A 22,450-nucleotide genomic window follows, 5' to 3' on the forward strand; every position below is an offset into this window, starting at 1 on the left:
TAAAACAAGTCCCCGACAAGACCCGACAAGACCCGGAAAGTCCTGGCAGGCCGCGTGAACGCACCTCTATCTACGCACCCGCGCAGTCGGCGGCCCCTACGCCGGGCGCAGTTGTCCGACGAGGTCGCGGGGCACTTGCGCGCGGCGATCATGTCCGGGACGTTGCGCCCGGGAACATTCATCCGCCTTGACGACACGGCGGCCGAGCTCGGGGTCAGCGTCACCCCGGTGCGCGAGGCCCTGTTGAAACTGCGCGGTGAGGGCATGGTGCAGCTGGAGCCGCACCGCGGCCACGTCGTGCTGCCTTTGACCCGGCAGGACATCGACGACATCTTCTGGCTGCAGGCCACCATCGCCAAAGAACTCGCCACCGCGGCCACCGACCACATCACCGATGTCGAGATCGACGAGATGGACCGCCTTAACGATGCGCTTGCGGCGGCCGTCGGGTCGGGCGACGCCGAGACCATCGCGGCGATCGAGTTCTCGTTCCATCGCGTCTTCAACCAGGCGAGCCGCCGGATCAAGCTGGCCTGGTTCCTGCTGAATGCCGCGCGCTACATGCCGGCGCAGGTGTTCGCGGCCGATCCGCAATGGGGTGCAGACGCGGTCGACAATCACCGGCGGTTGATCGGCGCGCTGCGCCGCCGGGACGCGGCCGCGGTGGTCGAACACACCGTCTGGCAATTCACCGACGCAGCGCGCCGGCTGACGGACATGCTGGATCGAACGGGAATCTTCAGCTGAGCCGCGACGCGCTTTAGCTTGACAGCTGCTCGGCGCGCAGCTTGAGGTTTTCGGCGAGTTGGTCCAACACGTTGCTGAGGAGCATCTTCACCATGGGAGCGGGCACCGGCAAGGAGGGCTCGACGTCGATGTCAACGGTCAGCAGGCTCGTGACGCCGGTTTCCACCACACTGAATAGCTGTTCCTGCTTGGCGAACAGCTCACCTTGCTGCATAACGGTTTGAATCTGGTTCTCGCCCGGGTAGTACACGGCCTGGATGTAGGTGCCTTCAAAGCCTTGAACGACGGTGTCGACCCGCACCTGGCTCGGACGCCCGTCGTCGTAGCGGTGCAGCACCCAGGCGCCTTTGATCCCTTCATTCCACTCTGGGTACCGCTCGATGTCGGCGACGATGGCCATGATCGATGCGGCGTCCGCACCAACCTCGACGGTCTTGCTCAACACTGGCATTGGCGAAGCATACCCGGGCGAAAGCGACGGCCTCCTAGGCCATCTCACTCGCTCACCCGGGCCGTCGACAGCACGGATCGGACGGGGTCGGGTATCGGGACCGGTTTGCGACTGGTCCGATCGACGTACACGTGGACCCAGTGCCCGAGCGCGGTGATCGGCTGCGGCCCCCTGTTTTGCCGGGCCTCTTTGAACACCCCGAGCCGGTAGGTGACGCTGCTGCGCCCCAGCCGCGTCACCGCGAGGCCCACGACGAGGCTTTGCGGGAAATGGAGCTCGGAGAAGTAGCGACAGCCCGACTCGGCGACGATGCCCAACGATGGCATGGAGATCGGGTCGAGCCCGGTGGCGGTGTTGATCCAGGCGTTGATCGCGGTGTCGAACAGCTGGTAGTAGACGGCGTTGTTGAGGTGGCCGAACATGTCGTTGTCGGCCCACCGGGTTCCCAGCGGCCACAGCACCGGGAAGTCGGCGCTGGTGAGCTGATCCGCCGATCCAACGGGTGGGATCCCCGGAACTGAAGCCATGGTTGTATTCCAACATGGTTCACATCCGGGGCGCTGTGCTGAACCAGATCGGTTTGCCTCGGCCCTATTCGGAGTCGAAGCCGATCAGCGTCGACGAACTCGAACTCGACGAACCCCGCAGTGGCGAGGTCATGGTCCGCATCGAGGCGGCCGGCGTGTGCCATTCCGACCTGTCGGTGGTGGACGGCAACAGGGTGCGGCCGGTGCCGATGCTGCTTGGTCATGAGGCCGCCGGAATCGTCGAAGCCGTCGGTCCCGGTCCGCCGACAGGCGGGGCCGACGTCGCGGTCGGCCGGCGGGTGGTGTTGGTGTTTTTGCCGCGTTGCGGCCACTGCACGGCGTGCGCGACCGAGGGCCGGACGCCCTGCGCGGCGGGCAGCGCGGCCAACGCCGCCGGAACGCTGCTGGGCGGCGGGATCCGGCTCACGCGGGCCGGCCAGCCCGTATACCACCATCTCGGCGTCTCGGGCTTTGCGACGCATGCCGTGGTGAACCGGTCCAGTGTGGTTCCGGTGCCACCCGAGGTGCCGCCCGAGGTTGCGGCCCTGCTCGGGTGCGCCGTGCTGACCGGTGGTGGCGCGGTGCTCAACGTCGGCGCTCCGCAACCGGGCCAGTCGGTCGCCGTGGTCGGCCTTGGGGGCGTCGGCATGGCGGCGCTGCTCACCGCCCTGACGTACGACGACGTCCACGTCATCGGCGTCGACCAACTACCCGACAAGCTGACGGCGGCGCGGGCCCTGGGCACCCACGAAACCTACACACCGCAGCAGGCCGCCGACGCCGGCGTCAAGGCCGCGGTGGTCGTCGAGGCCGTCGGCCATCCGGCCGCACTGCAGACCGCGATCGGGCTAACGGCGCCCGGCGGTCGCACCATAACCGTGGGGCTGCCGCCGCCGCATGCCCGGATCAGCTTGTCGCCGTTGGGCTTTGTCGCCGAAGGCCGGTCGCTGATCGGCAGCTATCTGGGCTCGGCGATACCCAGCCGCGACATTCCCCGGTTCGTGTCGCTATGGCAGTCGGGCCGGCTGCCCGTCGAGGCGCTGGTGTCGTCGACGATTCGGCTGGACGACATCAACGCGGCGATGGACCACCTGGCCGACGGCACCGCCGTGCGCCAGCTCATCAGGTTCGGCGCGCCATGATCTCCGACCCGCTTGCCACCTCTCATCCAAGCCGGATCAGTTGCGAGTCGACCGGCGGACAGGCTGCCACGTCACTGAGCAGAGTCTCGGTGGGGTCGACCGAAGCACACGGGATTCCGGCTGCCGCAAGCGCCTGGCGCTTGAACACCCGCGCCGCCGCGCTGAGCACGTGCTGCATTCTGGTCATCCCACGGTCCATCTCCAGGGGCCACCCGTCACCCCACAGGGCGACCTCGGTCACCCGGTTGTCGACGGCCTCGAGCACCTTCTCGCGAATGCGCGCATCCCCGGTGAATGCCTCGGCGCTGGCTGCCAGACTCTGGGACACCCCGCCCGCCTCCTCGAACCCTGACTCGAGATCCAATACGCGCACCCCGAGGACGTGCAGCGGTCGGCCGGCGCAGCCGCGCGGCAACAGCACCGCGACTTTCCAACCGGCCATGACCCGGTCATACAGCCAGCCGCCGGCCGATTGCACGACGTCGACCGCGCTGCCCGCAAGAACATCGAGCCGATATTGCAGGCACTCACCGACCTCACGCGGTGCTCGGGCAGCGCGTGCCCGGGTTCTCCGTGGGCCGTACTCGCTGATGTCGAAAGTTGGAGTGACCATCAATCCATTCCTCATCGCCACACGCGGGCCGCGCCAGCGTGGCATGCCTTGCCGGCTTGTCATCAACTCATCGACAGCGTGACACTTTCGCGGCAATTTGTAAAGTCGATTCAGCGATTCACGACAGACTGACGGCGGGTCTCGAGTTCGGCGAGGGCCCATTCGACGAGGGAGGGGGTCGCTGATCCCGGTTGTGCTTGCACGCCAGGTTGATTCGGCTAGCTCGTTGCTGAGACCTGCTGCGCCTGTTTCGGGCGGGTGGCGCACACGGCGGCTTGTCAGCCTGCGGGAAAAGGTCGGCACCAGCGGGTGACGTGCGGTTGTTCTTGCCAGTGGGCGCGGTCCAGATGACCGTCGCGTCGGCCCACTGAGTATCGCGTCAGCCGCCGAAGGTCTTGAGCCGTTGCTGTTGCCTAATAAGGCATTTGAGGTTCTCCAACACGGTCAGGCCAGCGTTCCATCGCATCGAGTCGGCCCTATTGCCGCCCTGCGGGATGACCTGGGAGGAACGCCATGAGTCTGGTGGCCCTCAAAGATCCGCCGGCGAGCCGGATCGAATCCACCGTCGGACTCGGGCCTTTAGTCGGCGGCCAGATACCCCGCCTCGCCAAGCACCACATGCACCCGCTCAGCGAAGTTTTCCCCGGACTCCTGATCGCGTCGGCGCACTTCGTCGGTGACCAATTCCGCGATCAACGCCCACGTCCGATCACGGAAAGCGGTGTCATCGGCGGAGAGTGCGACGGGTGAGAAGTCCACCTAGATCGCGTCGATCACGATATCGCGGAAGCGTTCGATGGCCTCGAGCGCGTGCGCCTGGCTGTCCCCGGGCAGGCCGACATGCACCCAGGTCACCCCGAGCGCCGCCAGCTTGTCCAGGCCGCCGAGGTATGCGTCGGCATTGAAGTCGTCTGCGGCGGGGCTGCCGCCGGCGAAGTTGGTGAAGGTCACGTCGATCGCCGACCAGTCCCTGCCCGCCGCGTCGCAGCGGCGCCGCACGTCGTCGATCCCATCGGCCAGCCGCTCCACCGAGTCGATGGCCGCGGTGCCCGCGGTTCGGCCCAGCCGCGCGGGGGCGGGAAACGACACCAGCCATCGCCGTGGTGCGCGACTCGCTGGCGAGCCGCGGCGGTGTTTCCGCCGATCCAGATCGGCGGATGCGGCCGGGTGACTGGGCGGGGGTGCGCGGTAATTCCCTGCGCGCTGAAATGCTTTCCCTCAAAAGACATGTCATCGGTGGTCCACACCGCGCGGATCACCGCCAAAGCCTCCTCGAACAGCTCCGCCAGCTCGTCGTAATTCACGCCCAACGCCGCGAATTCCCGCCTGAGGTAGCCCACGCCGACCGCCAGCGTGTATCGGCCACCCGACAGCAGGTCCAGCGTCGCACCCGACCTGGCCACCACGAAGGGGGTTGCGAAGGGGCGGGGTGATCGGTGAAACCGAACCCGTGAAACCCGGCGGCCTCGGCCCCGGCGGCCGCCCTCGCAATGCTGGCCCCGCTCAACAACTCCGGGTTGTAGGGATGGCTATGCATCGGGTGGGTGAGGGTGAAGCGCATCGATATCTTCCAGCCGCTAGAACCGCGAACGGGCGTCGATAGCGGTGTCGCAGGTGCGCAGCGGCCGGATCAGCGCCTCCTGGGCAAAGGACGCCAGCAGCTCACCCGCCTCGGTGTGCACCGTGCCGCGCACATACGACATCCCAGCGCCGACCTGGGTGCTCTCGTGCGTGTAGAGCAGCCACCCGTCCCAGCACACCGGTTCGTGGAAGGTCACCGAGATCGTCATCGGCGCGGTGGACACGGTCAGGTGCGCCTGGCTGGTACCGATGCCGGGGTGCGCCCGCATGGTGGTGGAAATCCCCAGGTGTCCGGCGAAATGCGCGATCAGCGCCTTGGCCAGGTCATCGCGGTTGGGGATCGGCTCATAACGCAGCCATGCGTGCAGCTCCGGGGGCCCTACCTCGTCGGGGCTATTGACGTCGACCACGTCGACCAGGCGCAGTTCCCGTCCGGTCATTGGCATCTCGGAGACGTTGGCATCCGCGGGCCCGGCCACGTCCGGCCGCGGTAGGTGGTGGCGGATGATATCGCCCGACGGAACATCGGCCAGCACGGTCACGCTCAGGCAACGTCGGCCGTTCTGGTGCGCGGCGACGATCGCGGTGGCGGTCGACCGACCCTCGTGCACGACGTCGATGACAAGTTCGATGGCCGGGCCGACCGCAACGGCACGCGAGAACACCGCGTGTGCCGAGCGCACCGACTTGCCCGGGAATCGTTTCGCCACAGCGACAATCGCCTGGGCGACCACCTGGGTGCCCTCGACCACCTGGCGCTCGCCGCCCTGGGCGATCCCGGTGTCGCCGCTGTACCGGTCGGGGCCGTCGGCCCGCACGTCGAACAGGTCGAGCAGGCGTTCGACCGACCACTGCGCCCGTTCCGAATCCGCGGTCAACGCGCTCACCTCTCGCCATCCCGTGACGACCAGCTCAGGGCCCAGCGTGACATTTTGTATATGATTTGTAAAGCACCGGCCGGCCCAGGCCACGTTGACAGCGGTGCCCGCCATGCGTGACACTTTTGCGGTGATTTGTAAAGGCTTGATGGCCCCGACACCGTTGGCCGCCGACTTCTGCTTCGGCGAAGGGCCGCGCTGGTTCGAGGGACTGCTGTGGTTCTCCGACATGCTCGGCGAAGCCGTGCACACCTCGGACATGCGCGGCTCGCTGACCAGGTTGCCGCTGCCTGGCCACTACCCGTCCGGCCTAGGCTTCCGGCCCGACGGGTCGCTGTTGATCGCCTCTGCCGAAGACCGGCTGGTCCTGCGCTACGACGGGGAAACCACGGAACCAATCGCTGACCTCGCTGACCTCGCACCGGCCAACCTGGGCGACATGGTGATAGACGACGCGGGGCGGGCATACATCGGCTCCCAGGCATTCACCGGCGGCGGCTTGATCATCCGGCTCGACCCGGACGACAGCGCAACCGTCGTCGCCGAGGATCTCGACTTCCCCAACGGGATGGTCATCACCCCGGACCACAAGACCCTGATCGTCGCCGAATCCATGGCCCGACGGCTGACCGCGTTCACCATCGCCGACGATGGCGCACTCACCGACCGCCGGGTCTTCGCCGATGGCCTGGACGGACCGCCCGACGGGATCGCGCTCGACGCCGAGGGCGGCGTGTGGACCTCGATGACGCTGGCTCATCAGTTCGAGCGGATCACCGAAGGCGGCGAGGTGACCGACCGCATCGATATGGGTGACCGGGTTGCCATCGCATGCACGCTCGGCGGCCCCCAGCGCCGCACGTTGTTCCTGCTTTCCAGCACCGACACCTATCCCAAGCGCCTCATCGGCACCCGGCTCTCCCGACTGGACGCCGTATTGGTTGCCGCCCCCGGCGCCGGACTGCCCTGACAATGACCGCAATAACCGGGGCCTACTACGAGCTGATCGACGACGCCGGCGAATCCGCGGCGCAGCGGCGAAACAGAGCGACACTTCCGCGATACTTTGTAAAGTCTCAGACATGAGCCACGCGGTCCGGGCGACAGACATGACCGACGCCGACACCTCGACGCGCCAGCGCATCCTTGCGGCCACCGCCGAGGTGCTGGGTCGCAACGGGAAAACGAAGCTCAGCCTGTCGGAAGTCGCCGCCCAGGCCAGGGTCTCGCGCCCTACCCTCTACCGCTGGTTCGCGTCCAAAGAGGAGTTGCTCTCGGCGTTTACCCGCTACGAGCGGCAAGTCTTCGAAGGCGGGTTGGCCAAGGCAACGGCGGGACTGAGGGGAACGGACAGGCTCGACGCCGCGTTACGATTCATCGTCGACTACCAGCACTCGTATTCGGGCGTGCGCATGGTCGACGTCGAGCCCGAGCTCGTCATCCCGCAGATGTCCGACGTCATACCGGAGATGCGCGAAGGTTTGCAGCGACTCCTGCCCGGCCCCAACGCCGCGGTGAAGGCGGCGACGGCGATCCGGATCGCGATTTCGCACTACGTAGTTCGCAGCGACGACGCGGATCAGTTCCTGGCGCAGCTACGCCACGCCGTCGGGATCAAGGGCAGTGACTGAATCGCCCCTTAGTCGAACAGCACCGCCGCATTGAGGTAGCCCGTCGGGTCCAACGCCGCCTTCACCGCCCGCATCGTCGCGATGTCGGCGGCCTCCCGGGACATCGACAGGTAGGGCCGCTTGCGCGTGCCGACGCCGTGCTCGGAGCTGACGTTGCCGCCGTAGCCGGCGATCAAGCCCATCATCTCCGGATACAACGCCTGTTCCCGCTCTAACGGGAAGCGCAGCACGTTGAGGTGCAGGCTGCCCTCACCGACGTGGCCGAACAACACCGGCAGCGCGTCGTCAACGTGCGCATGGACCAATGCGACCGCGTCCCTTGCGAATCCGCCGATCGCCGACAACGGCAGTGACACGTCGAACTTCAGCGGCGGCCCGTACACTCCGAGCACCTCGGCCAGCGATTCACGAGTGCGCCACAACCGTTGCTGCGCAGCGGTATCCACGCCGACCGCGGGCTCATCGCACAGCTGAACCCCGTCCAGCAGTTCGGCGAGCCGTTCGGTTTGGTCGTGGTCGGCGGCCAGTTCCACCAACAGCAGCCAGTCACCCTCGACCGGACGCTCACCGGTCAGCGCGGCGGCCCGGCCGTCGATCAATTCCAGCGCCGCGATCCCGTCGACGTCGGCGAGCACCCGGCCGGCATCGACCAGCGCCTCCAGATCGGGGAATCCGCAGACCGCGGTCACCCGATGCGACGGCGTGGGGTGCAGCCGCAAATCCAGCGACGTGATGACGCCCAACGTGCCTTCGGCGCCGACGAACAGCGCCGGCAGGTCGTAACCGGTGTTGTCGCGGCGCACCGGGCTGTGCCGGCGCAGCAGCGAACCGTCGGGCAGCGCCACGTCCAGGCCGACGACCTGCTCGCCCATGTTGCCGTAGCGGACCGTGCGCAGGCCGCCCGCGTTCGTCGAGGCCATCCCACCGACGGTCGCGGTGTCCCGCGCCGACAGGTCCACACCGAACACCAGTCCGGCAGCGGTCGCCGCGTGCTGCACCGCGGCCAAAGTGGTGCCCGCGCCGACCTCGACCCGACGTTCCACGGTGTCGACATCGCTCACACCACAAAGCCTTTCGGTGGATAGCAGCACGTCGTCGTGCTCGGGGACGGTGCCGGCCACCAGCGAGGTGCGACCGCCCTGCACGGTGACGTACGCCCCGGCGTCGCGGCACACCCGCAGCACCTCGGCGACCTGGTCGGCCGAGCCCGGACGCACCAGCGCGCTGGCCCGGCCCCGATAGCGGCCGGTGTGGTCGACGCCGCGACCGGCCAGAACGTCGGGATCGGTGATGACGTGGCTGGATCCCACCACACTCGCCAGGCTTCGCAGCATGCTCGCGGTCATAGCACCGCTACACCTGTTTGTGCGGCACGTCGGTCACCAGCCCGCCGTCCATCACGAACTCACTGCCGGTCGCGTAGGACGACTCGTCGCTGGCAAGGAACACCACGAACGTCGACACTTCCCTGGGCTCGGCCGGGCGGCCAAGCGGGATGGTGACCACGTCTTCGGGCAGCTTGGCCGTCATCGGGGTGCGGACGAAGTCCGGGTGAATCGAGTTCACCCGAATATTCAACGGCGCCAACTCCAAGGCCGCCGACTTCGCCAGACCGCGAACGGCCCACTTCGACGCGACATACGGATGCACGGCCGGTGCGCCGCGCAACCCCTCGATGGACGACACGTTGATGATCGAGCCTCCCCCGGCCGCGGTCATCGGTTCGACCGCCGCCCGCATCCCCAGGAACGTGCCGGTCAGGTTGACGTCAATCACCTTCTGCCACTTGGCGAGGTCGAAATTCTTCAGTTGCCCGAGCGCGACGATGCCGGCGTTGTTGACGAGCACATCGAGCTTGCCGAACTCGCCGGTCGCCGTCGCGACCGCGGCGTCCCACTGGTCGGGCCGCGTCACATCGAGGTGGACGTAGCGAGCGGCGGCCCCGATCTCGTCCGCCAGCGCCTTGCCCTCCTCGTCGAGGATGTCGCCGATCACCACCTTCGCGCCCTCCTCGACCAGCAGGCGAGCATGTGAAGCGCCCATGCCCCGGGCGCCCCCACTGATGAGTGCAACTTTGCCCGCTACCCGTCCCATGAAGCCGGGCTCCTTTCGATTAGATGGCCACCATCGGTCTATAAAGCCCCATTCCGGTGACCAGCGGAAGATCGAGTGTGGTCCTAATACCCGGCGGCGCCGCGATGACCGCCGGGATCGCGTTGACGATCCGGCCCGCGGCGCCCACGATCGGTTGTGGTTGTGGTCGCCCTTGCGGCTGGTCGGGCAGATGTCGACGGCGTACGACGGCTCGCCGGTGATCTCGACGCGATACGAGCCGCCGCCCAATGCGGGTTGCGACCAGTCGGGTCGCAGGTCTGGCCGCAACCGGGTGGTGTGCTCGATGCCGAGGCCCGCCGCCGTCCCCCAGGCCATCGTGAGCACACCCGGGCGCAGCAGCATCGGCAGTTCGTCCAAGGGTTTGGCCAACCCCATGACGTTGAACATGACCTCCGAGCCGTCGTATGTCGCATAATCGGCGATCTCCAGGCAACGCACCTGCTCGATGCGCTGGCAGGTCCCGGCGAGCGCGAACGGGATGAGGTCGTTGGCAAATCCCGGGTCGACGCCGCTGACGAAGATGCTCAAATTGCCTTGCCGGGCAGCGTCTTCGATGCGGGAGATGTGCTTCTCGGGCATGACGCCCCACGGACGACCCCACGACATTGATGCCGGCGGCCAGGATCCGCCTGACGTCGTTCATCGCATCGGGCAGGCGGGTATCGCCCATGGCGCGTTCGACGACGCACTCCGGTTCGGCGGCCAGAACCGCGTCGAGGTCACTGACGGCTGTGACGCCCATGTCGTATCCGAACCCGGCCAGCGCGCCGGCGTCCTTGCCGACCTTCTCCGGAGCGGACACACACAGCCCTGTCAATTCGAACCGCGGATTGGCGACGAGCGCGGTCAGCGCTAGCCGGCCGACGTTTCCGGTGCCGACGTGAGCGACGCGGATCGACGCGTTCCATAGCCGCGTCGACCGGAAGGTTCCAGGGCACGATCCGTTCATCGGAAGCGCCGAGTATGTCTCCAATCTCCATGAGCCCGTCGTTGAGGCGCGATCGGATAGTACGCAATGCCAGGTTCTGCTGGGCCTCGACGGTACCGGCAAGGTTTTGGCGTGTCATAACCGAAGTCACGTGCGCCATCGGCAGGCAATTTCCCTTTGCATCGGACAACAATCGGACGCGCAAACAGTCTTGAGAGTTGATTCCGGGCGGGTCGGGTTCGCGGTGCCCCCCCGTCGGATTGAATCTTCGCCTGCCAGGTTCAGCGGTCGCCGCCTTCGGCGTCGGTAACGCCGTGCGCACCAATCCTGTATGGGCCAGCGGGCGTGGGGCGGCTCGAGAAGGCATTCAGCCAAAGCTAGCCCAGGAGCTTGTGCAAAACGCCAGACTTCCCGACCGGACAGTTCTACCCTCTGACTAATACCCAATACCCGCGGTTACGGGTTGGCGCGCGTGAAGGAGGGGGAGATGTCCCACCTGCTCACTGCCCCTGACATGTTGGCAACGGCCGCGACCGATGTGGACGGGATTGCCTCGGCAATCAGCGCGGCCAATGCGGCCGCGGCGGGCCCCACGTCGAGCGTGCTCGCGGCGGCCAACGACGAGGTGTCGGCGGCCATCGCGAGAATCTTCGGCGCATACGGCCAGGAGTACCAGGCGATTGTCAAGCAGGCGGCCGCGTTTCATCACGAGTTCACTCGGGCGTTGGCCGCCGCCGCGAACGCCTACACACACGCCGAGGCCGCCAACGCCGCCCTGGTAAATGGGGCGGTATCGAACGCGTTGGGCGCGATCAACGCGCCGATCCGGTCGCTGTCGGGGCAGCCGGCGGTCAGCGCCGGCGGGTCCGGTGCGCTGACGACGGCGCGGTCGGCGCTGCTGGCGGATCCGGTGGTCGCGTTGATCATGGGCGGCACCAACAACCCGCTGCCCGATCCCGAGTACGTGACGACCATCAACAGCAAGTACATCCAACCGCTCTTCGGAGGGGCCATCCCGCAGGGCCTGTTCACGCCCGAGCAGTTCTGGCCGGTGACCCCCAATCTCGGCAACATGACGTTCAACCAATCCGTCACCCAGGGCGTCGCGCTGCTGAGCGCCGAGGTCACCAACCAACTGGGCATGGGTAACAAGGTCGTCGTCTTCGGCTACTCACAGAGCGCCACGATCGTGAACAATTACATCAACGGACTGATCGCGGCGGGCTCGCCTAATGCGAGCGACATTTCCTTTGTGACGATCGGAAATCCCAACACCCCCGAAGGCGGGCTGCTCTCACGCTTTCCCGGCTTTTACATCCCGTTCTTGGATGTGCCGTTCAATGGTGCGACACCACCGAATAGTCCTTACCCGACGAGCATTTACACAATCCAGTACGACGGCATCGCCAACGCCCCGCGATACCCGCTCCACATCCTCTCGGACATCAACGCCCTCATGGGCTACTTCTACGTGCACGGCGACTACCCGAACCTCACGGCCGCGCAGATCGCCAACGCCGTGCCGTTGCCGACGTCCCCGGGCTACGCCGGCAACACCCAGTACTACATGATCCTGACCCAGGACCTGCCGCTGCTGCAGCCGATTCGCGACATCCCGTATGCCGGTCCCCCGATCGCCGACCTGTTCCAGCCGCAGCTGCGGGTGCTCGTCGACCTGGGCTACGGCGACTACGGGCCGGGCCTCAACTATGCCGACATTCCCACCCCGGCCGGGCTGCTCTCCATTCCCAACCCGTTCGCCGTCACCTACTACCTGGTTAAGGGGTCCTTGCAGGCGCCCTACGGCGCAGCGGTGGAAATTGGGGTGGAAGCCGGATTGATCGGGCCGGAGTGGTTCCCGGACACCTATCCGTGGGTTCCGTCGCTAAACCCGGGCCTGAATTTCTACCTCGGCCAGCCTCAGGTGACGTTGTTATCCCTGCTGAGCGGCGGTCTCGGGGACGTCCTGCGGTTGATTCCGCCGCCGGTCTTCGACTGATCAGCTGCGATCCCCACGAATCGGCCTGCGCCGCAACGCCGTGCAAACGATTTGGCCGAAAACGCCTGACTTCCTGGCCGCGCTCCTCTAGGCTCTCCCGGCACCCGCTTTCGCGCCGGCTGCGCTTGGGTCGGTCCCGTGGGGTGCGCAATGACCTCGCTGTCGGACAGGAGACAAGATGCCCGATGTGATCGCAGTCCCGGAGCTGTTGGCGGCGGCGGCCGCGGACGTCGATGGGATCGGTTCGGCGATCAGCGCGGCCAGTGCGGCCGCGGCGGGCCCAACGGCCGGTGTGCTGGCGGCGGCCGCCGATGAGGTGTCGGCGGCCGCCGCGGCGCTGTTCAGCGCATACGCCGACGACTGTCAGGCCGTCCTGAAACAGGCCGCGGCCTTTCACGGCGAGTTCACCGAGGCGCTGGCCGCCGCCGGGGCCGCCTATGCGCAGGCCGAGGCCGCCAACGCGGCCGCCGTGTCGGGCGCTCTCAACGCGCCGATCCAAGCGCTGCTGGGACTGGGCGGCACCGGACCCAGCGGCGTCGTCGGCACGCCGACTTCGACCCCGATGCTGTCCGGCAACCCGCTCACGGCTTTGATCATGGGCGGCACCGGGTATCCCGTATTTCCCGCCGATGTCTTGGCGATCCTTGACAGCGCATATATCCAGCCGGTTTTCGGGCCCAACAACCCGGTCGGCCAGTACACGCCCGAGGAGTGGTGGCCGTTTATCGGGAACCTGTCACTCGACCAGTCCATCGCCCAGGGCGTCATTTTGCTGGACAACGGAATCAACGCGGAACTGCAAAATGGGCATGACGTCGTCGTTTTCGGCTACTCGCAAAGCGCCGCGGTGGCCACCAACGAAATACGTGCCCTTATGGCGCTACCACCCGGTCAACAACCAGACCCAAGCCGGCTAGCTTTCATGATGATCGGTGACATCAACAACCCCAACGGTGGCGTCCTGGAGCGTTACACCGGCCTTTACATCCCGTTCCTGGATATGTCGTTCAACGGTGCGACCCCACCGAATTCGCCCTACCAGACCTACATTTACACGGGCCAATACGACGGCTACGCCCACAACCCGCAATACCCGCTCAATATCTTGTCCGACATCAACGCCTTCATGGGCATCAGCTTGGTGCACAACGCGTATCCCTTCACGGCCGCCGAGGTGGCGAATGCCGTGCCGTTGCCGACGTCTCCGGGCTACACCGGCAACACGCATTACTACATGTTTCTGACCCACGACCTCCCGCTGTTGGCGCCCCTTCGCTACGTCCCCTTCGTAGGGACCCCGATAGCCGACCTAATTCAGCCCGACCTACGGGTGTTGGTCGACTTGGGCTACGGCTACGGCTACGCGGATGTGCCCACCCCGGCCAGCCTGTTCCCGCCAATCAACCCGATCGCGGTGGCCGCCGCCCTGGCGAATGGGGCGGTGCAAGGCCCCCAGGCCGCCCTGGTAGACATCGGATTGCTCCCGCCCTCCTCGCTGCCCACCACGTATCCATACGTTCCGTCGGCGAATCCGGGCCTGATGTTCAACTTCGGCCAGTCGAGCGTGACGGAGCTGTCGGTGCTCAGTGGAGCCATCGGGTCCGTGACCAGACTGATTCCGCCACTTACGTGAGCATCAGGCGCGGTTACGCGCCTAGCGGACACTGGTTGCGAATCGACTCGTCGCGGATCAGCCCGCGCAGCAGCGCGGTGCTGAACTCGGCCGCGATCTCCTTGGCCGTACGCCGACCGCTCGGTCGTAGCCAGCGGTAGCTGCCCAGCGTCATCCCGATGTAGCCCAGCGCCACCACGTGCGAGTCGCATGGGTAGAACTCGCCGCTGGCAATCCCGCGGTCGATCAGGCCGTGCACATGTTCGTAGACTTGCTGTTCCTTCTCACGCACCTCGGCGACCTGCTCGGGGGTGAACCACTCCGTGATGTAGGGCTGCTCCTGGAAGTACACGGCGGCCCGCTCGGGATTGTCCGCGATTCCGGTGAGCAGTCGGACGGTGTACTGATAGAGGGCTTCGCGGGCCGTCCAGGACGGCTCGTCGTGCACGGCGGCCAGCGTGCCCTCGGCGGCCTGGCGGTAGATGTCGAACAGGATCAGCGATTTGCTGGCGTAGTAGTGGTAGACCGTGGCCTTATTCAGCCCGATCACGTCGGCGACGTCGTCCATGCGGGTGCCGTGATAACCGCGGGCGGCGAACAGCTTGGTGGCAACCGCCAGCAACTCCTCGCGGCGCGAAAGCCCGTTCTCGGATGGCATTTGTGGCATCGGTGCTCGCTATCGTCACTGCCGGCGGAGCCGGTATCAATCAACTGGTTGGACAGTTTACGGCGGCGGCCCGCCTGTCGCGCCGACCCGGATAGGCCTAGACTCTGGTGGCGGACCAAGTCGCGAGTCGAGAGGTGGAGCAATGGATCCGAGTCCGGACTACGACTTCAGCGACGAGATCGAGTTCTTCTTCAACTACTTGACCTGGGGCATACGGGGGGTCGAGTCCGGAAACGGATATCCGCCACCGGCCTATCCACCCGTCTAAAGGGTTTATAACGCCTTCAGTTCTTCGGCGACCTCCGTCACCGATTTCTTCGCGTCCCCGAACAGCATGGTGGTCCCGTCCGCATAGAACAGCGGGTTGTCGATGCCGGCGAACCCGGAGTTCATCGACCGCTTGAGCACGATCACCGACCTCGACTTGTCCACGTTGAGGATCGGCATGCCGTAGATCGGGCTGGACTGGTCGTTGCGGGCCGCCGGATTGGTGACGTCGTTGGCGCCGATGACGATGGTGACGTCGGTGCGGGCGAACTCGTCGTTGATGTCGTCCATGTCTTTCATGGCGTCGTAGTCGACTTCGGCCTCGGCCAGCAGCACATTCATGTGCCCGGGCATCCGGCCGGCAACCGGGTGGATCGCGTATTTCACGGGCACGCCCTTGTCTTCGAGCAGCGTCGCCAGATCCTTCACGGCGTGCTGGGCCTGCGCCACGGCCAGGCCATAGCCCGGGACCACGATCACCTGGTTGGCGTAGGCCATCTGAATCGCGGCGTCGGCGGCCGAAGTGGACTTGACGTGCCTGTCGCCGCCGTCGCCGCTGGGGGCCACGCCGCCGCCACCAAAACCCCCCGCGACGATCGCGGGGATTGAGCGGTTCATCGCCTTGGCCATCAGGTTGGTCAGGATCGAGCCGGACGCGCCGACGATCATGCCCGCCACGATCATCGCGGTGTTGTTCAACGCCAGACCCGCGGCCGCTGCCGACAGCCCCGTCATGGCGTTCAGCATCGAGATGACCACCGGCATGTCGGCGCCGCCGATGGGCAGCACCACCATCAGGCCCAGCACGCCGGCGGCGGCCAGCAGGCCGATCATCCACCATAGCGACACCCCACCGGTGCCGGGATGCGCATCCAGACCGATGACCACCGCGGCCCCGATAGCCCCGGCCAGCAGCAGCAGGTTGATCGGCTGCTGCGCCTTCCCAACGCCGATGGGCCGGCCCGAGATGATCTCCTGCAACTTGCCGAACGCGACGATCGAGCCCCAGAACGAGATCGACCCGATGATCGCGGCGAACAACGAGGCGACCACGATGTGCACGGTCGGCGACTCGCCGTGCTGGAATGCGGAAAAGCCACTGGTCTCAATGAATTCCGACAACGCGATGAGCGCGACCGTTCCGCCGCCGACGCCGTTGAAGAACGCCACCAGCTGCGGCATGGCGGTCATCTTGGTCAGGCGAGCCGGGGGCACGCCCAGCACCACGCCCACCACCAGGCCGGCGATGATCAATACCCATTGGTCGGTGTGCCGGATCGTGACCAGCGTCGCTGCCACGGCGATGGCCATACCGACCGCGGCGATCAGGTTGCCGCGTACCGCGGTCTTGGGCCCGGTCAACCCCATCAGGCCGTAGATGAACAGGGAGAAGGAGATGACGTAGAGGCCGATCACCAGGTAGTTCATTTGGCGGTCGGCTCCTCGGTCTTCTTGGCCTCCAAGGCCGGCTTCTTCTTGCCCTTGAACATGCCCAGCATGCGGTCGGTGACGATGAAGCCGCCGATGACGTTCAGCGTGCCGAACACCACCGCGACGAACAGGATGACCTGCACCGCCAGCGAGGGATGCGCTACTTCCCCGAAGACCACCAGCGCGCCGAGCACCACGATGCCGTGGATGGCGTTGGTGCCCGACATCAGCGGAGTGTGCAGCGTGTTGGGCACCTTGGAGATCACCGCGAAACCGACGAAGCCGGACAGCACCAGGATCGCCAGGTTGGCCAGAAGTTCGTCGTACATCTACGCGTCCTCTCCGGTCTGGCGCCGCGCCTCGTCATCGCTGCGTCCCCCTCGCCGCTGCGCGGCTGGGGGTGCCCCTGCGTCGTCGCCGGCGCGCCCGCGCGTCACACACGATTCCGCGACGACTTCGTCGTCGAAGTCTGGGGCCAGCTTGCCATCCTTGATCAGCAGGTCGAGCAGAGCCGTGATGTTCTTGCTGTAGAGCTCGCTGGCGTGCTCGGGCATGGTCGCCGGCAGGTTGAGCGGCGCGGCGATGGTGACGTCGTGCTTAACCACCGTCTTTCCGGGTTCGGTGAGCTCGCAGTTGCCGCCGGTCTCCCCGGCCAGGTCCACCACCACGCTGCCGGGCTTCATGGCCTGAACCGCCGCGGCGGTCACCAGTTTTGGCGCGGACTTGCCCGGGACCAGCGCGGTGGTGATCACCACGTCGAAGCCGCTGATCGCCTGTTCCAAAGCCTTTTGCTGCCGGGCGCGTTCGTCTTCGGTGAGCTCGCGTGCGTATCCGCCCTCGCCGGCCGCCGAGATGCCCACGTCCAGCCACTGGGCACCCACCGAGCGAACCTGATCGGCCACCTCGGGACGCACGTCGTAGCCGGTGGTGCGCGCGCCCAGGCGTTTGGCCGTTGCCAACGCCTGCAGCCCGGCAACTCCGACACCGAGCACCAGCACGGTGGCCGGCTTCACGGTGCCCGCGGCGGTCGTCAGCATCGGGAAGAACCGGGTGGACTCCGAGGCCGCGAGCAGCACCGCCTTGTACCCGGCCACATTGGCCTGCGACGACAGCGCATCCATCACCTGTGCCCGCGAGATGCGCGGTATTGCCTCGAGCGCGAACGCCTGCACCCCGGCCTGCCTCAGCGCCCCGATCGAGTTGTCGGCATTGCGCGGTGCGAGGAAGCCAATCAGCGTCTGCCCGGAGCGCAGCCGACCCACCTCGTGCGCGGTTGGCGGTGCGACCTTGACGACGATGTCGGCAGCCCACGCATCCCCGATTGTCGCCCCAGCCGCCGTGTAGAGCTCGTCGGGGAGCAACGCTCCCTCACCCGCGCCCGCCTCGACGACGACCGCCACACCACTGTTCACCAGCGACGCGACCGCCTTCGGCACCAGCGCAACGCGCCGCTCGTCGGGCCCGGACTCGGCGACCACTCCGACGGTCGTCTGCGGATCAGTCATGGCACGTACATCTGCTTTCCTTGCTCAACCCGGCTAGATTGCTCAGACACCCTACCGGGGGTCCCCTGGCCGTGCTCCGACACCGGCCGCGGACCGAAGTAGCGCCGCTCGGATTCGGCGATCGGTTCGTCATCAATGCCGGCCTCACGAATGCGCCATCGGCCCCGACGGCGAAAATTCCCACGTTCGTTGCCGTAGCGGTCGCGGGAATGGTCCACCTCGCGCTGCCATTTGCGGGTCAGCAGCGCGGTTTTGCCAACCGCGAAACTGTAGTTGCCGTGGGAAAGTACGAGTGGACAGCGCGCTAACTACAGGCTCGCCTCTAAGGTGGCGCTACATGCGCCTGTTGGACGCTGCTCGCCACTCCGGCCCACTGCGCGTGTCCTATCGTGGCGGGCATGGACTTCGCGATGTCGGCCAAAGCGATCGACTACCACAAGCGGTTGTCCGACTTCATGACGGAGTACGTCTTTGCGGCCGAGGCGGAGTACGACCGATACCGCCACGAGGCCGGCCCGAACGACCACACCGTGCCGCCGGTCATCGAGGAGCTGAAGACCAAGGCCAAGGAGCGCGGACTGTGGAACCTGTTTCTGCCCGCGGAATCCGGATTGACCAACCTGGAATACGCGCCGCTAGCGGAGCTGACCGGGTGGAGCCTCGAGGTCGCGCCCGAGGCGCTCAACTGCGCGGCACCGGATACCGGCAACATGGAGATCCTGCACATGTTCGGCACCGAGGAGCAGCGCACGCGGTGGCTGCGGCCGCTGCTGAACGGCGAGATCCGCAGCGCCTTTTCGATGACCGAACCGGCGGTCGCCAGCAGCGACGCCCGCAACATCGAAACCACCATTGCCCGCGACGGCGACGACTACGTCATCAACGGCCGCAAATGGTGGACGTCCGGGGCGGCGGACCCGCGCTGCAAGATTCTCATCGTGATGGGCCGCACCAACCCCGACGCGGCCGCCCATCAACAGCAGTCGATGATCCTGGTCCCGATCGACACTCCGGGGGTGACGATCGTGCGCTCGACCCCAGTGTTCGGCTGGCAGGACCAGCACGGCCACTGCGAGATCAGCTACGACAACGTCCGGGTACCGGCCACGAACCTGCTCGGCGAGGAGGGCACCGGCTTCGCGATCGCTCAGGCCCGGTTGGGACCGGGTCGCATCCACCACTGCATGCGCGCGCTCGGCGGGGCCGAACGCGCGTTGGCGCACATGGTGAACCGGGCCCGCAGCCGGGTGGCGTTCGGCCGCCCGCTGGCCGAACAGGGCGTCGTGCAGCAGGCGATTGCCAAGTCCCGCAACGAAATCGACCAGGCTCGGCTGCTCTGCGAGAAGGCGGCGTGGACCATCGACCAACACGGCAACAAGGCCGCCCACCTACTGGTCTCACAGATCAAGGCGGTCGCGCCGCAGGTGGCCTGCGATGTCATCGATCGCGCGATTCAGGTGCACGGAGCCGCCGGCGTCAGCGACGACACCCCGCTGGCCCGGCTCTACGGCTGGCATCGCGCCATGCGCATCTTCGACGGGCCCGACGAGGTGCACCTGCGATCGATCGCGCGGGCCGAGCTGGGGCGGGAGAAATCCGCCTTCGCGGCGGTGGTCACCTGACATGGCCGCCGCCCTTCGAGAACTGCCGGGCGCGTGGAACTTTCGTGACGTCGCGGACGGCATCGGGGCGCTGCGCCCCGGGCGGCTGTTCCGGTCCAGCGAACTGAGCGGCCTCGACGAGGACGGCCGGGCAGCGCTGCGCCGGCTGGGCATCACCGACGTCGCCGACTTGCGCGCGGCCCGAGAGGTCGCCCGGCGGGGTGCGGGACGGGTGCCCGACGGCGTCGACATCCATCTGCTGCCGTTCCCCGACCTCGGCGAGGACGGGCCGACGGACGCCGAAGCCCCGCACGAACATGCGTTCCGGAAGTTGCTCACCGACGGCGTTGGGGGCGAATCGATCAACGAAACCGCCATCCGCTACATGACCGACGAGTACCGACAGTTCCCCACGCGCAACGGAGCTCAGCGCGCGCTGCACCGCGTCGTCACGCTGCTGGCCGCCGGGCGTCCAGTGCTCACGCATTGCTTCGCCGGCAAGGACCGGACCGGTTTCGTAATCGCCACGGTGCTGGAAGCGATCGGTGTCGATCGCCACGCCATCCTGACCGATTTTCTGCGCAGCAACGACGCGATGCCGCAGCTGCGGACCCGGATCTCCGAGATGATCCGACAGCGCTCCGATGCCGGACTGACCCCGGAGGTCGTGACGTTCACCGAGGCCCGCCTATCCGATGGCGTCCTCGGCGTACGCACGGAGTACCTGGATGCCGCGCGGCAGGCGATCGACGAGGAGTTCGGGACGCTGCGCGCCTACCTGCGCGACGCGGGCATCACCCAGGCCGACGTGGACCGCCTGCGCGGCGAATTGCTGTGTTGAGATTCTATGTGTCTGCCCAAAGGCCAGACACGCTCGCCGGATCGCCCTAGGCTCAACAGTCACCGGGTGTTACCACCGCGTTCATCGGGTTCGTTTGGGCAAACGACCCGGGCCACCAGGGAGGGCTGGTGTGATGACGTATGTGAGCGCGCAGCCGCCAATGCTGGCCGCCGCGGCCACCGATGTGGCGGGCATTGGTTCGGCGATCGACGCGGCCGCCGCCGCCGCGGCCGGCCCGACGACCAGTGTGCTCGAGGCCGCGGCCGACGAGGTGTCGGTGGCCATGGCGAAGCTCTTCGGCGCGTACGGCCAGGAGTTCCAGGCGATCAGCGCGCGACTTGCGGCGTTGCAGAACCAGTTCGCCCAGGCATTGGCCGCCGCCGGCAGCGCGTACTCGGCGACCGAGGCGGCCAACGCGGCCGCCGTGCGGGCCGCGCTCAACCCCGCCGCCCAGGCGCCGGCCGCAATGGCGGCTGCAGACGTCGCGCTAATCATGGGCGGCACCGGAATGCCGATACCCTCGCCAACCTATATTGCCGACGTCGTGGCACGGTACATTCCATTCGCCCCGGACGAAACAATAGGCCTAGTCACCCCCGAAGAGCTTTATCCCATTACCGGCGTCAAATCCTTGACCCTCCAAATATCGGTGGAGGAGGGCCTGACGATTCTCAACGACACGCTCATTCCGCGACTCGCCGCGGGCGACAATGTCACGGTTTTCGGGTATTCCCAGAGCGCCGTCATCGCGTCACTGGAAATGCAGCGCCTCATTTCCGAGGGTGCTCCCTATCAGTCCCAGCTCACGTTTGTGCTGACCGGAAACGAGATGAATCCCAACGGCGGCATCCTGGCGCGCATACTCGGTCTGAACGTCTCGACCATCGGCCTGCCGTTCTACGGGGCGACCCCGGACAACCCCTATACGACGACGACCTACACGATCCAATACGACGGCTTCGCCGACTTCCCGCGGTATCCGCTCAATGTCTTGTCCGACCTCAACGCCACCATGGGCATCCTCCTGCTGCACACGCAGTATGCGACCCTCCCGCCTTCGGACATCACGAACGCCGTCCTCTTGCCAACCGAGGGCCCCACGTCGAACACCTACTACATGATCACCACCATAAATGGCGAGCCGATCGACCTGCCGCTGTTGGCTCCGGTGCGCGCCATCCCCGTGATCGGACAACCCCTGGCCGCCCTGGTCGAACCCGACTTGAGGGTGATCGTCAATTTGGGCTATGGCGACCCGAGATTCGGCTACTCGACGAGCCCGGCGAATATCCCGACTCCGTTCGGGCTGTTCCCGGACGTCCCCCCACAGCTGGTCGCCGATGCCCTGGTCGCCGGCACCCAGCAAGGGGTCTCGGACTTCATGGCCAGCCTGCCGGCCGCTCTCTCAACCCCGCCGGAAATGCCAGTGATCGCGTTCCCGCCGTTCATCGAATCCGTCCTGCCGCCGCCCCCCGTCTCGGTGCCGCCGACTCCAGTCAACGTCGTGACCGTGCTCGCCTCTGCCGTCGCAACCAGCTATTCGGTCCTACTTCCGACGGCGGATCTCGGTCTTGCCTTCGTCACCATCCTGCCGGCCTATGACGCCACCCTGTTCGTGAGCGAACTCATGAAGGGAGACCTCGTCGGCGCGATCGAGCTTCCGCTCGCGGCGACCTTCGGGTTGGCCGCGCTGGGCGCCATGATCGAGGGCATCGCGGTCTTGGAAGCGGCGGCCGAGATCGTTCAGGATTTGCAGAGCATCAAACTTTGACATTACGGCGCTGGCCGGATGCCCGGAATTCAGAAACTCAACGAAACGCCAAACGGCCGGCCGTTATCGACCTAGGCTAACTAATGCCGGGGGTCACGGTGACCGGCTTGGCTCGGCGTCGCGGCGAAAAGACGAAAAGCCCC

20 protein-coding genes and 4 pseudogenes are annotated in these 22,450 nt (G+C 66.6%); 10 read left to right on the forward strand and 14 right to left on the reverse strand.

The genetic code is table 11. The features are described 5' to 3' along the window. Positions 1 to 54: 54 nt before the first annotated feature. On the forward strand, positions 55 to 747 hold the full coding sequence (locus tag G6N24_RS19840) for a GntR family transcriptional regulator (protein WP_085162782.1): 693 nt from the start codon (positions 55 to 57) through the stop codon (positions 745 to 747). Between the two features lie 13 nt (positions 748 to 760). Here the strand turns inward: G6N24_RS19840 and G6N24_RS19845 are convergent, their stop codons facing one another. Continuing rightward, a complete protein-coding gene (locus tag G6N24_RS19845; RefSeq protein WP_085162783.1) occupies positions 761 to 1,198 on the reverse strand; it encodes an SRPBCC family protein in 438 nt (145 codons plus the stop codon). Between the two features lie 44 nt (positions 1,199 to 1,242). After that, on the reverse strand, positions 1,243 to 1,725 hold the full coding sequence (locus G6N24_RS19850) for an acyl-CoA thioesterase (RefSeq protein ID WP_085162784.1): 483 nt from the start codon (positions 1,723 to 1,725) through the stop codon (positions 1,243 to 1,245). Positions 1,726 to 1,739: 14 nt separating this feature from the next. On the opposite strand from G6N24_RS19850, the gene G6N24_RS19855 reads away from it, so the two are divergent. Continuing rightward, the gene (locus G6N24_RS19855; RefSeq protein WP_085162825.1) at positions 1,740 to 2,867 is read left to right on the forward strand and encodes an alcohol dehydrogenase catalytic domain-containing protein; all 1,128 of its coding nucleotides are present in this window, start codon (positions 1,740 to 1,742) and stop codon (positions 2,865 to 2,867) included. 22 nt (positions 2,868 to 2,889) lie between these two features. On the opposite strand, the gene G6N24_RS19860 is transcribed toward G6N24_RS19855, so the two are convergent. The 5 genes and pseudogenes from G6N24_RS19860 to G6N24_RS19875 form a co-directional block, all read right to left on the reverse strand. Further along, on the reverse strand, positions 2,890 to 3,480 hold the full coding sequence (locus tag G6N24_RS19860) for a hypothetical protein (RefSeq protein WP_085162826.1): 591 nt from the start codon (positions 3,478 to 3,480) through the stop codon (positions 2,890 to 2,892). 175 nt (positions 3,481 to 3,655) lie between these two features. Beyond that, positions 3,656 to 3,931: pseudogene (locus tag G6N24_RS24950) on the reverse strand (HNH endonuclease signature motif containing protein); the annotation flags it as partial. 131 nt (positions 3,932 to 4,062) lie between these two features. After that, positions 4,063 to 4,239 (reverse strand): annotated as a pseudogene (locus tag G6N24_RS19865) (acyl-CoA dehydrogenase family protein); the annotation flags it as partial. Next, positions 4,240 to 5,041, reverse strand: a pseudogene (locus tag G6N24_RS19870) (TIGR03619 family F420-dependent LLM class oxidoreductase). A gap of 16 nt (positions 5,042 to 5,057) precedes the next feature. Continuing rightward, positions 5,058 to 5,948: an acyl-CoA thioesterase gene (locus G6N24_RS19875; RefSeq protein ID WP_085162827.1), complete on the reverse strand. Its 891-nt coding sequence runs from the start codon at positions 5,946 to 5,948 to the stop codon at positions 5,058 to 5,060. 139 nt (positions 5,949 to 6,087) lie between these two features. Between G6N24_RS19875 and G6N24_RS19880 the strand changes: the two genes are divergently transcribed. Both G6N24_RS19880 and G6N24_RS19885 read left to right on the forward strand, forming a co-directional pair. Then, positions 6,088 to 6,909, forward strand: a complete 822-nt coding sequence (locus G6N24_RS19880) for an SMP-30/gluconolactonase/LRE family protein (protein WP_085162828.1) — start codon at positions 6,088 to 6,090, stop codon at positions 6,907 to 6,909. A gap of 112 nt (positions 6,910 to 7,021) precedes the next feature. Further along, positions 7,022 to 7,570, forward strand: a complete 549-nt coding sequence (locus G6N24_RS19885) for a TetR/AcrR family transcriptional regulator (RefSeq protein WP_085162786.1) — start codon at positions 7,022 to 7,024, stop codon at positions 7,568 to 7,570. A gap of 8 nt (positions 7,571 to 7,578) precedes the next feature. Here the strand turns inward: G6N24_RS19885 and G6N24_RS19890 are convergent, their stop codons facing one another. From G6N24_RS19890 to G6N24_RS19900, 3 genes and pseudogenes are all read right to left on the reverse strand, one after another. After that, entirely contained in the window at positions 7,579 to 8,904 is a 1,326-nt protein-coding gene (locus G6N24_RS19890) for an FAD-binding oxidoreductase (RefSeq protein WP_085162829.1), read from the reverse strand. 19 nt (positions 8,905 to 8,923) lie between these two features. Further along, positions 8,924 to 9,664: a glucose 1-dehydrogenase gene (locus tag G6N24_RS19895; protein WP_085162787.1), complete on the reverse strand. Its 741-nt coding sequence runs from the start codon at positions 9,662 to 9,664 to the stop codon at positions 8,924 to 8,926. Between the two features lie 19 nt (positions 9,665 to 9,683). Continuing rightward, a pseudogene (locus tag G6N24_RS19900) lies at positions 9,684 to 10,634 on the reverse strand (NAD(P)H-dependent amine dehydrogenase family protein). Between the two features lie 466 nt (positions 10,635 to 11,100). Between G6N24_RS19900 and G6N24_RS19905 the strand changes: the two are divergent. Then, the gene (locus G6N24_RS19905) at positions 11,101 to 12,612 is read left to right on the forward strand and encodes a PE family protein (protein WP_085162788.1); all 1,512 of its coding nucleotides are present in this window, start codon (positions 11,101 to 11,103) and stop codon (positions 12,610 to 12,612) included. A gap of 178 nt (positions 12,613 to 12,790) precedes the next feature. Next, positions 12,791 to 14,245 carry a PE-PPE domain-containing protein gene (locus G6N24_RS19910; RefSeq protein WP_085162789.1) on the forward strand — a complete coding sequence of 485 codons (1,455 nt, stop codon included), beginning with the start codon at positions 12,791 to 12,793 and terminating at the stop codon, positions 14,243 to 14,245. 13 nt (positions 14,246 to 14,258) lie between these two features. Here G6N24_RS19910 and G6N24_RS19915 read toward each other — a convergent pair whose 3' ends face one another. Further along, positions 14,259 to 14,891: a TetR/AcrR family transcriptional regulator gene (locus tag G6N24_RS19915; protein ID WP_372514481.1), complete on the reverse strand. Its 633-nt coding sequence runs from the start codon at positions 14,889 to 14,891 to the stop codon at positions 14,259 to 14,261. Between the two features lie 142 nt (positions 14,892 to 15,033). Between G6N24_RS19915 and G6N24_RS19920 the strand changes: the two genes are divergently transcribed. Beyond that, on the forward strand, positions 15,034 to 15,159 hold the full coding sequence (locus G6N24_RS19920; RefSeq protein ID WP_139822617.1) for a hypothetical protein: 126 nt from the start codon (positions 15,034 to 15,036) through the stop codon (positions 15,157 to 15,159). Positions 15,160 to 15,164: 5 nt separating this feature from the next. Here the strand turns inward: G6N24_RS19920 and G6N24_RS19925 are convergent, their stop codons facing one another. From G6N24_RS19925 to G6N24_RS19935, 3 genes are read right to left on the reverse strand one after another with little or no spacing between them, the layout of a single operon-like run. Next, a complete protein-coding gene (locus tag G6N24_RS19925; protein WP_085162791.1) occupies positions 15,165 to 16,586 on the reverse strand; it encodes an NAD(P)(+) transhydrogenase (Re/Si-specific) subunit beta in 1,422 nt (473 codons plus the stop codon). Then, the gene (locus G6N24_RS19930; RefSeq protein WP_085162792.1) at positions 16,583 to 16,918 is read right to left on the reverse strand and encodes an NAD(P) transhydrogenase subunit alpha; all 336 of its coding nucleotides are present in this window, start codon (positions 16,916 to 16,918) and stop codon (positions 16,583 to 16,585) included. The genes G6N24_RS19925 and G6N24_RS19930 overlap by 4 nt, the downstream gene beginning before the upstream one ends. Then, positions 16,919 to 18,094, reverse strand: a complete 1,176-nt coding sequence (locus G6N24_RS19935; protein ID WP_232070610.1) for a Re/Si-specific NAD(P)(+) transhydrogenase subunit alpha — start codon at positions 18,092 to 18,094, stop codon at positions 16,919 to 16,921. 410 nt (positions 18,095 to 18,504) lie between these two features. On the opposite strand from G6N24_RS19935, the gene G6N24_RS19940 reads away from it, so the two are divergent. The 3 genes from G6N24_RS19940 to G6N24_RS19950 all read left to right on the forward strand — a co-directional run bounded on the left by G6N24_RS19940 (position 18,505) and on the right by G6N24_RS19950 (position 22,307). Beyond that, a complete protein-coding gene (locus tag G6N24_RS19940; protein WP_085162830.1) occupies positions 18,505 to 19,716 on the forward strand; it encodes an acyl-CoA dehydrogenase family protein in 1,212 nt (403 codons plus the stop codon). A 1-nt stretch (position 19,717) separates the two neighbouring features. Continuing rightward, entirely contained in the window at positions 19,718 to 20,536 is an 819-nt protein-coding gene (locus G6N24_RS19945) for a tyrosine-protein phosphatase (protein ID WP_085162794.1), read from the forward strand. Between the two features lie 133 nt (positions 20,537 to 20,669). Beyond that, the gene (locus G6N24_RS19950) at positions 20,670 to 22,307 is read left to right on the forward strand and encodes a PE family protein (protein WP_085162795.1); all 1,638 of its coding nucleotides are present in this window, start codon (positions 20,670 to 20,672) and stop codon (positions 22,305 to 22,307) included. The last annotated feature ends 143 nt before the right edge of the window (positions 22,308 to 22,450 follow it).

The organism is Mycobacterium lacus, assembly GCF_010731535.1.
GTDB classification, from domain to species: Bacteria; Actinomycetota; Actinomycetes; order Mycobacteriales; family Mycobacteriaceae; genus Mycobacterium; species Mycobacterium lacus.

Coding starts and splice junctions, on each gene's coding strand:
- G6N24_RS19890 (WP_085162829.1), bottom strand. CDS start 8,904: ATGCTGCGAAGCCTGGCGAGTGTGGTGGGATCCAGCCACGTCATCACC.
- G6N24_RS19930 (WP_085162792.1), bottom strand. CDS start 16,918: ATGTACGACGAACTTCTGGCCAACCTGGCGATCCTGGTGCTGTCCGGC.
- G6N24_RS19925 (WP_085162791.1), bottom strand. CDS start 16,586: ATGAACTACCTGGTGATCGGCCTCTACGTCATCTCCTTCTCCCTGTTC.
- G6N24_RS19845 (WP_085162783.1), bottom strand. CDS start 1,198: ATGCCAGTGTTGAGCAAGACCGTCGAGGTTGGTGCGGACGCCGCATCG.
- G6N24_RS19860 (WP_085162826.1), bottom strand. CDS start 3,480: ATGGTCACTCCAACTTTCGACATCAGCGAGTACGGCCCACGGAGAACC.
- G6N24_RS19920 (WP_139822617.1), top strand. CDS start 15,034: ATGGATCCGAGTCCGGACTACGACTTCAGCGACGAGATCGAGTTCTTC.
- G6N24_RS19910 (WP_085162789.1), top strand. CDS start 12,791: ATGCCCGATGTGATCGCAGTCCCGGAGCTGTTGGCGGCGGCGGCCGCG.
- G6N24_RS19935 (WP_232070610.1), bottom strand. CDS start 18,094: ATGACTGATCCGCAGACGACCGTCGGAGTGGTCGCCGAGTCCGGGCCC.
- G6N24_RS19950 (WP_085162795.1), top strand. CDS start 20,670: ATGACGTATGTGAGCGCGCAGCCGCCAATGCTGGCCGCCGCGGCCACC.
- G6N24_RS19885 (WP_085162786.1), top strand. CDS start 7,022: ATGAGCCACGCGGTCCGGGCGACAGACATGACCGACGCCGACACCTCG.
- G6N24_RS19945 (WP_085162794.1), top strand. CDS start 19,718: ATGGCCGCCGCCCTTCGAGAACTGCCGGGCGCGTGGAACTTTCGTGAC.
- G6N24_RS19880 (WP_085162828.1), top strand. CDS start 6,088: ATGGCCCCGACACCGTTGGCCGCCGACTTCTGCTTCGGCGAAGGGCCG.
- G6N24_RS19915 (WP_372514481.1), bottom strand. CDS start 14,891: ATGCCACAAATGCCATCCGAGAACGGGCTTTCGCGCCGCGAGGAGTTG.
- G6N24_RS19905 (WP_085162788.1), top strand. CDS start 11,101: ATGTCCCACCTGCTCACTGCCCCTGACATGTTGGCAACGGCCGCGACC.
- G6N24_RS19850 (WP_085162784.1), bottom strand. CDS start 1,725: ATGGCTTCAGTTCCGGGGATCCCACCCGTTGGATCGGCGGATCAGCTC.
- G6N24_RS19895 (WP_085162787.1), bottom strand. CDS start 9,664: ATGGGACGGGTAGCGGGCAAAGTTGCACTCATCAGTGGGGGCGCCCGG.
- G6N24_RS19855 (WP_085162825.1), top strand. CDS start 1,740: ATGGTTCACATCCGGGGCGCTGTGCTGAACCAGATCGGTTTGCCTCGG.
- G6N24_RS19940 (WP_085162830.1), top strand. CDS start 18,505: ATGTCGGCCAAAGCGATCGACTACCACAAGCGGTTGTCCGACTTCATG.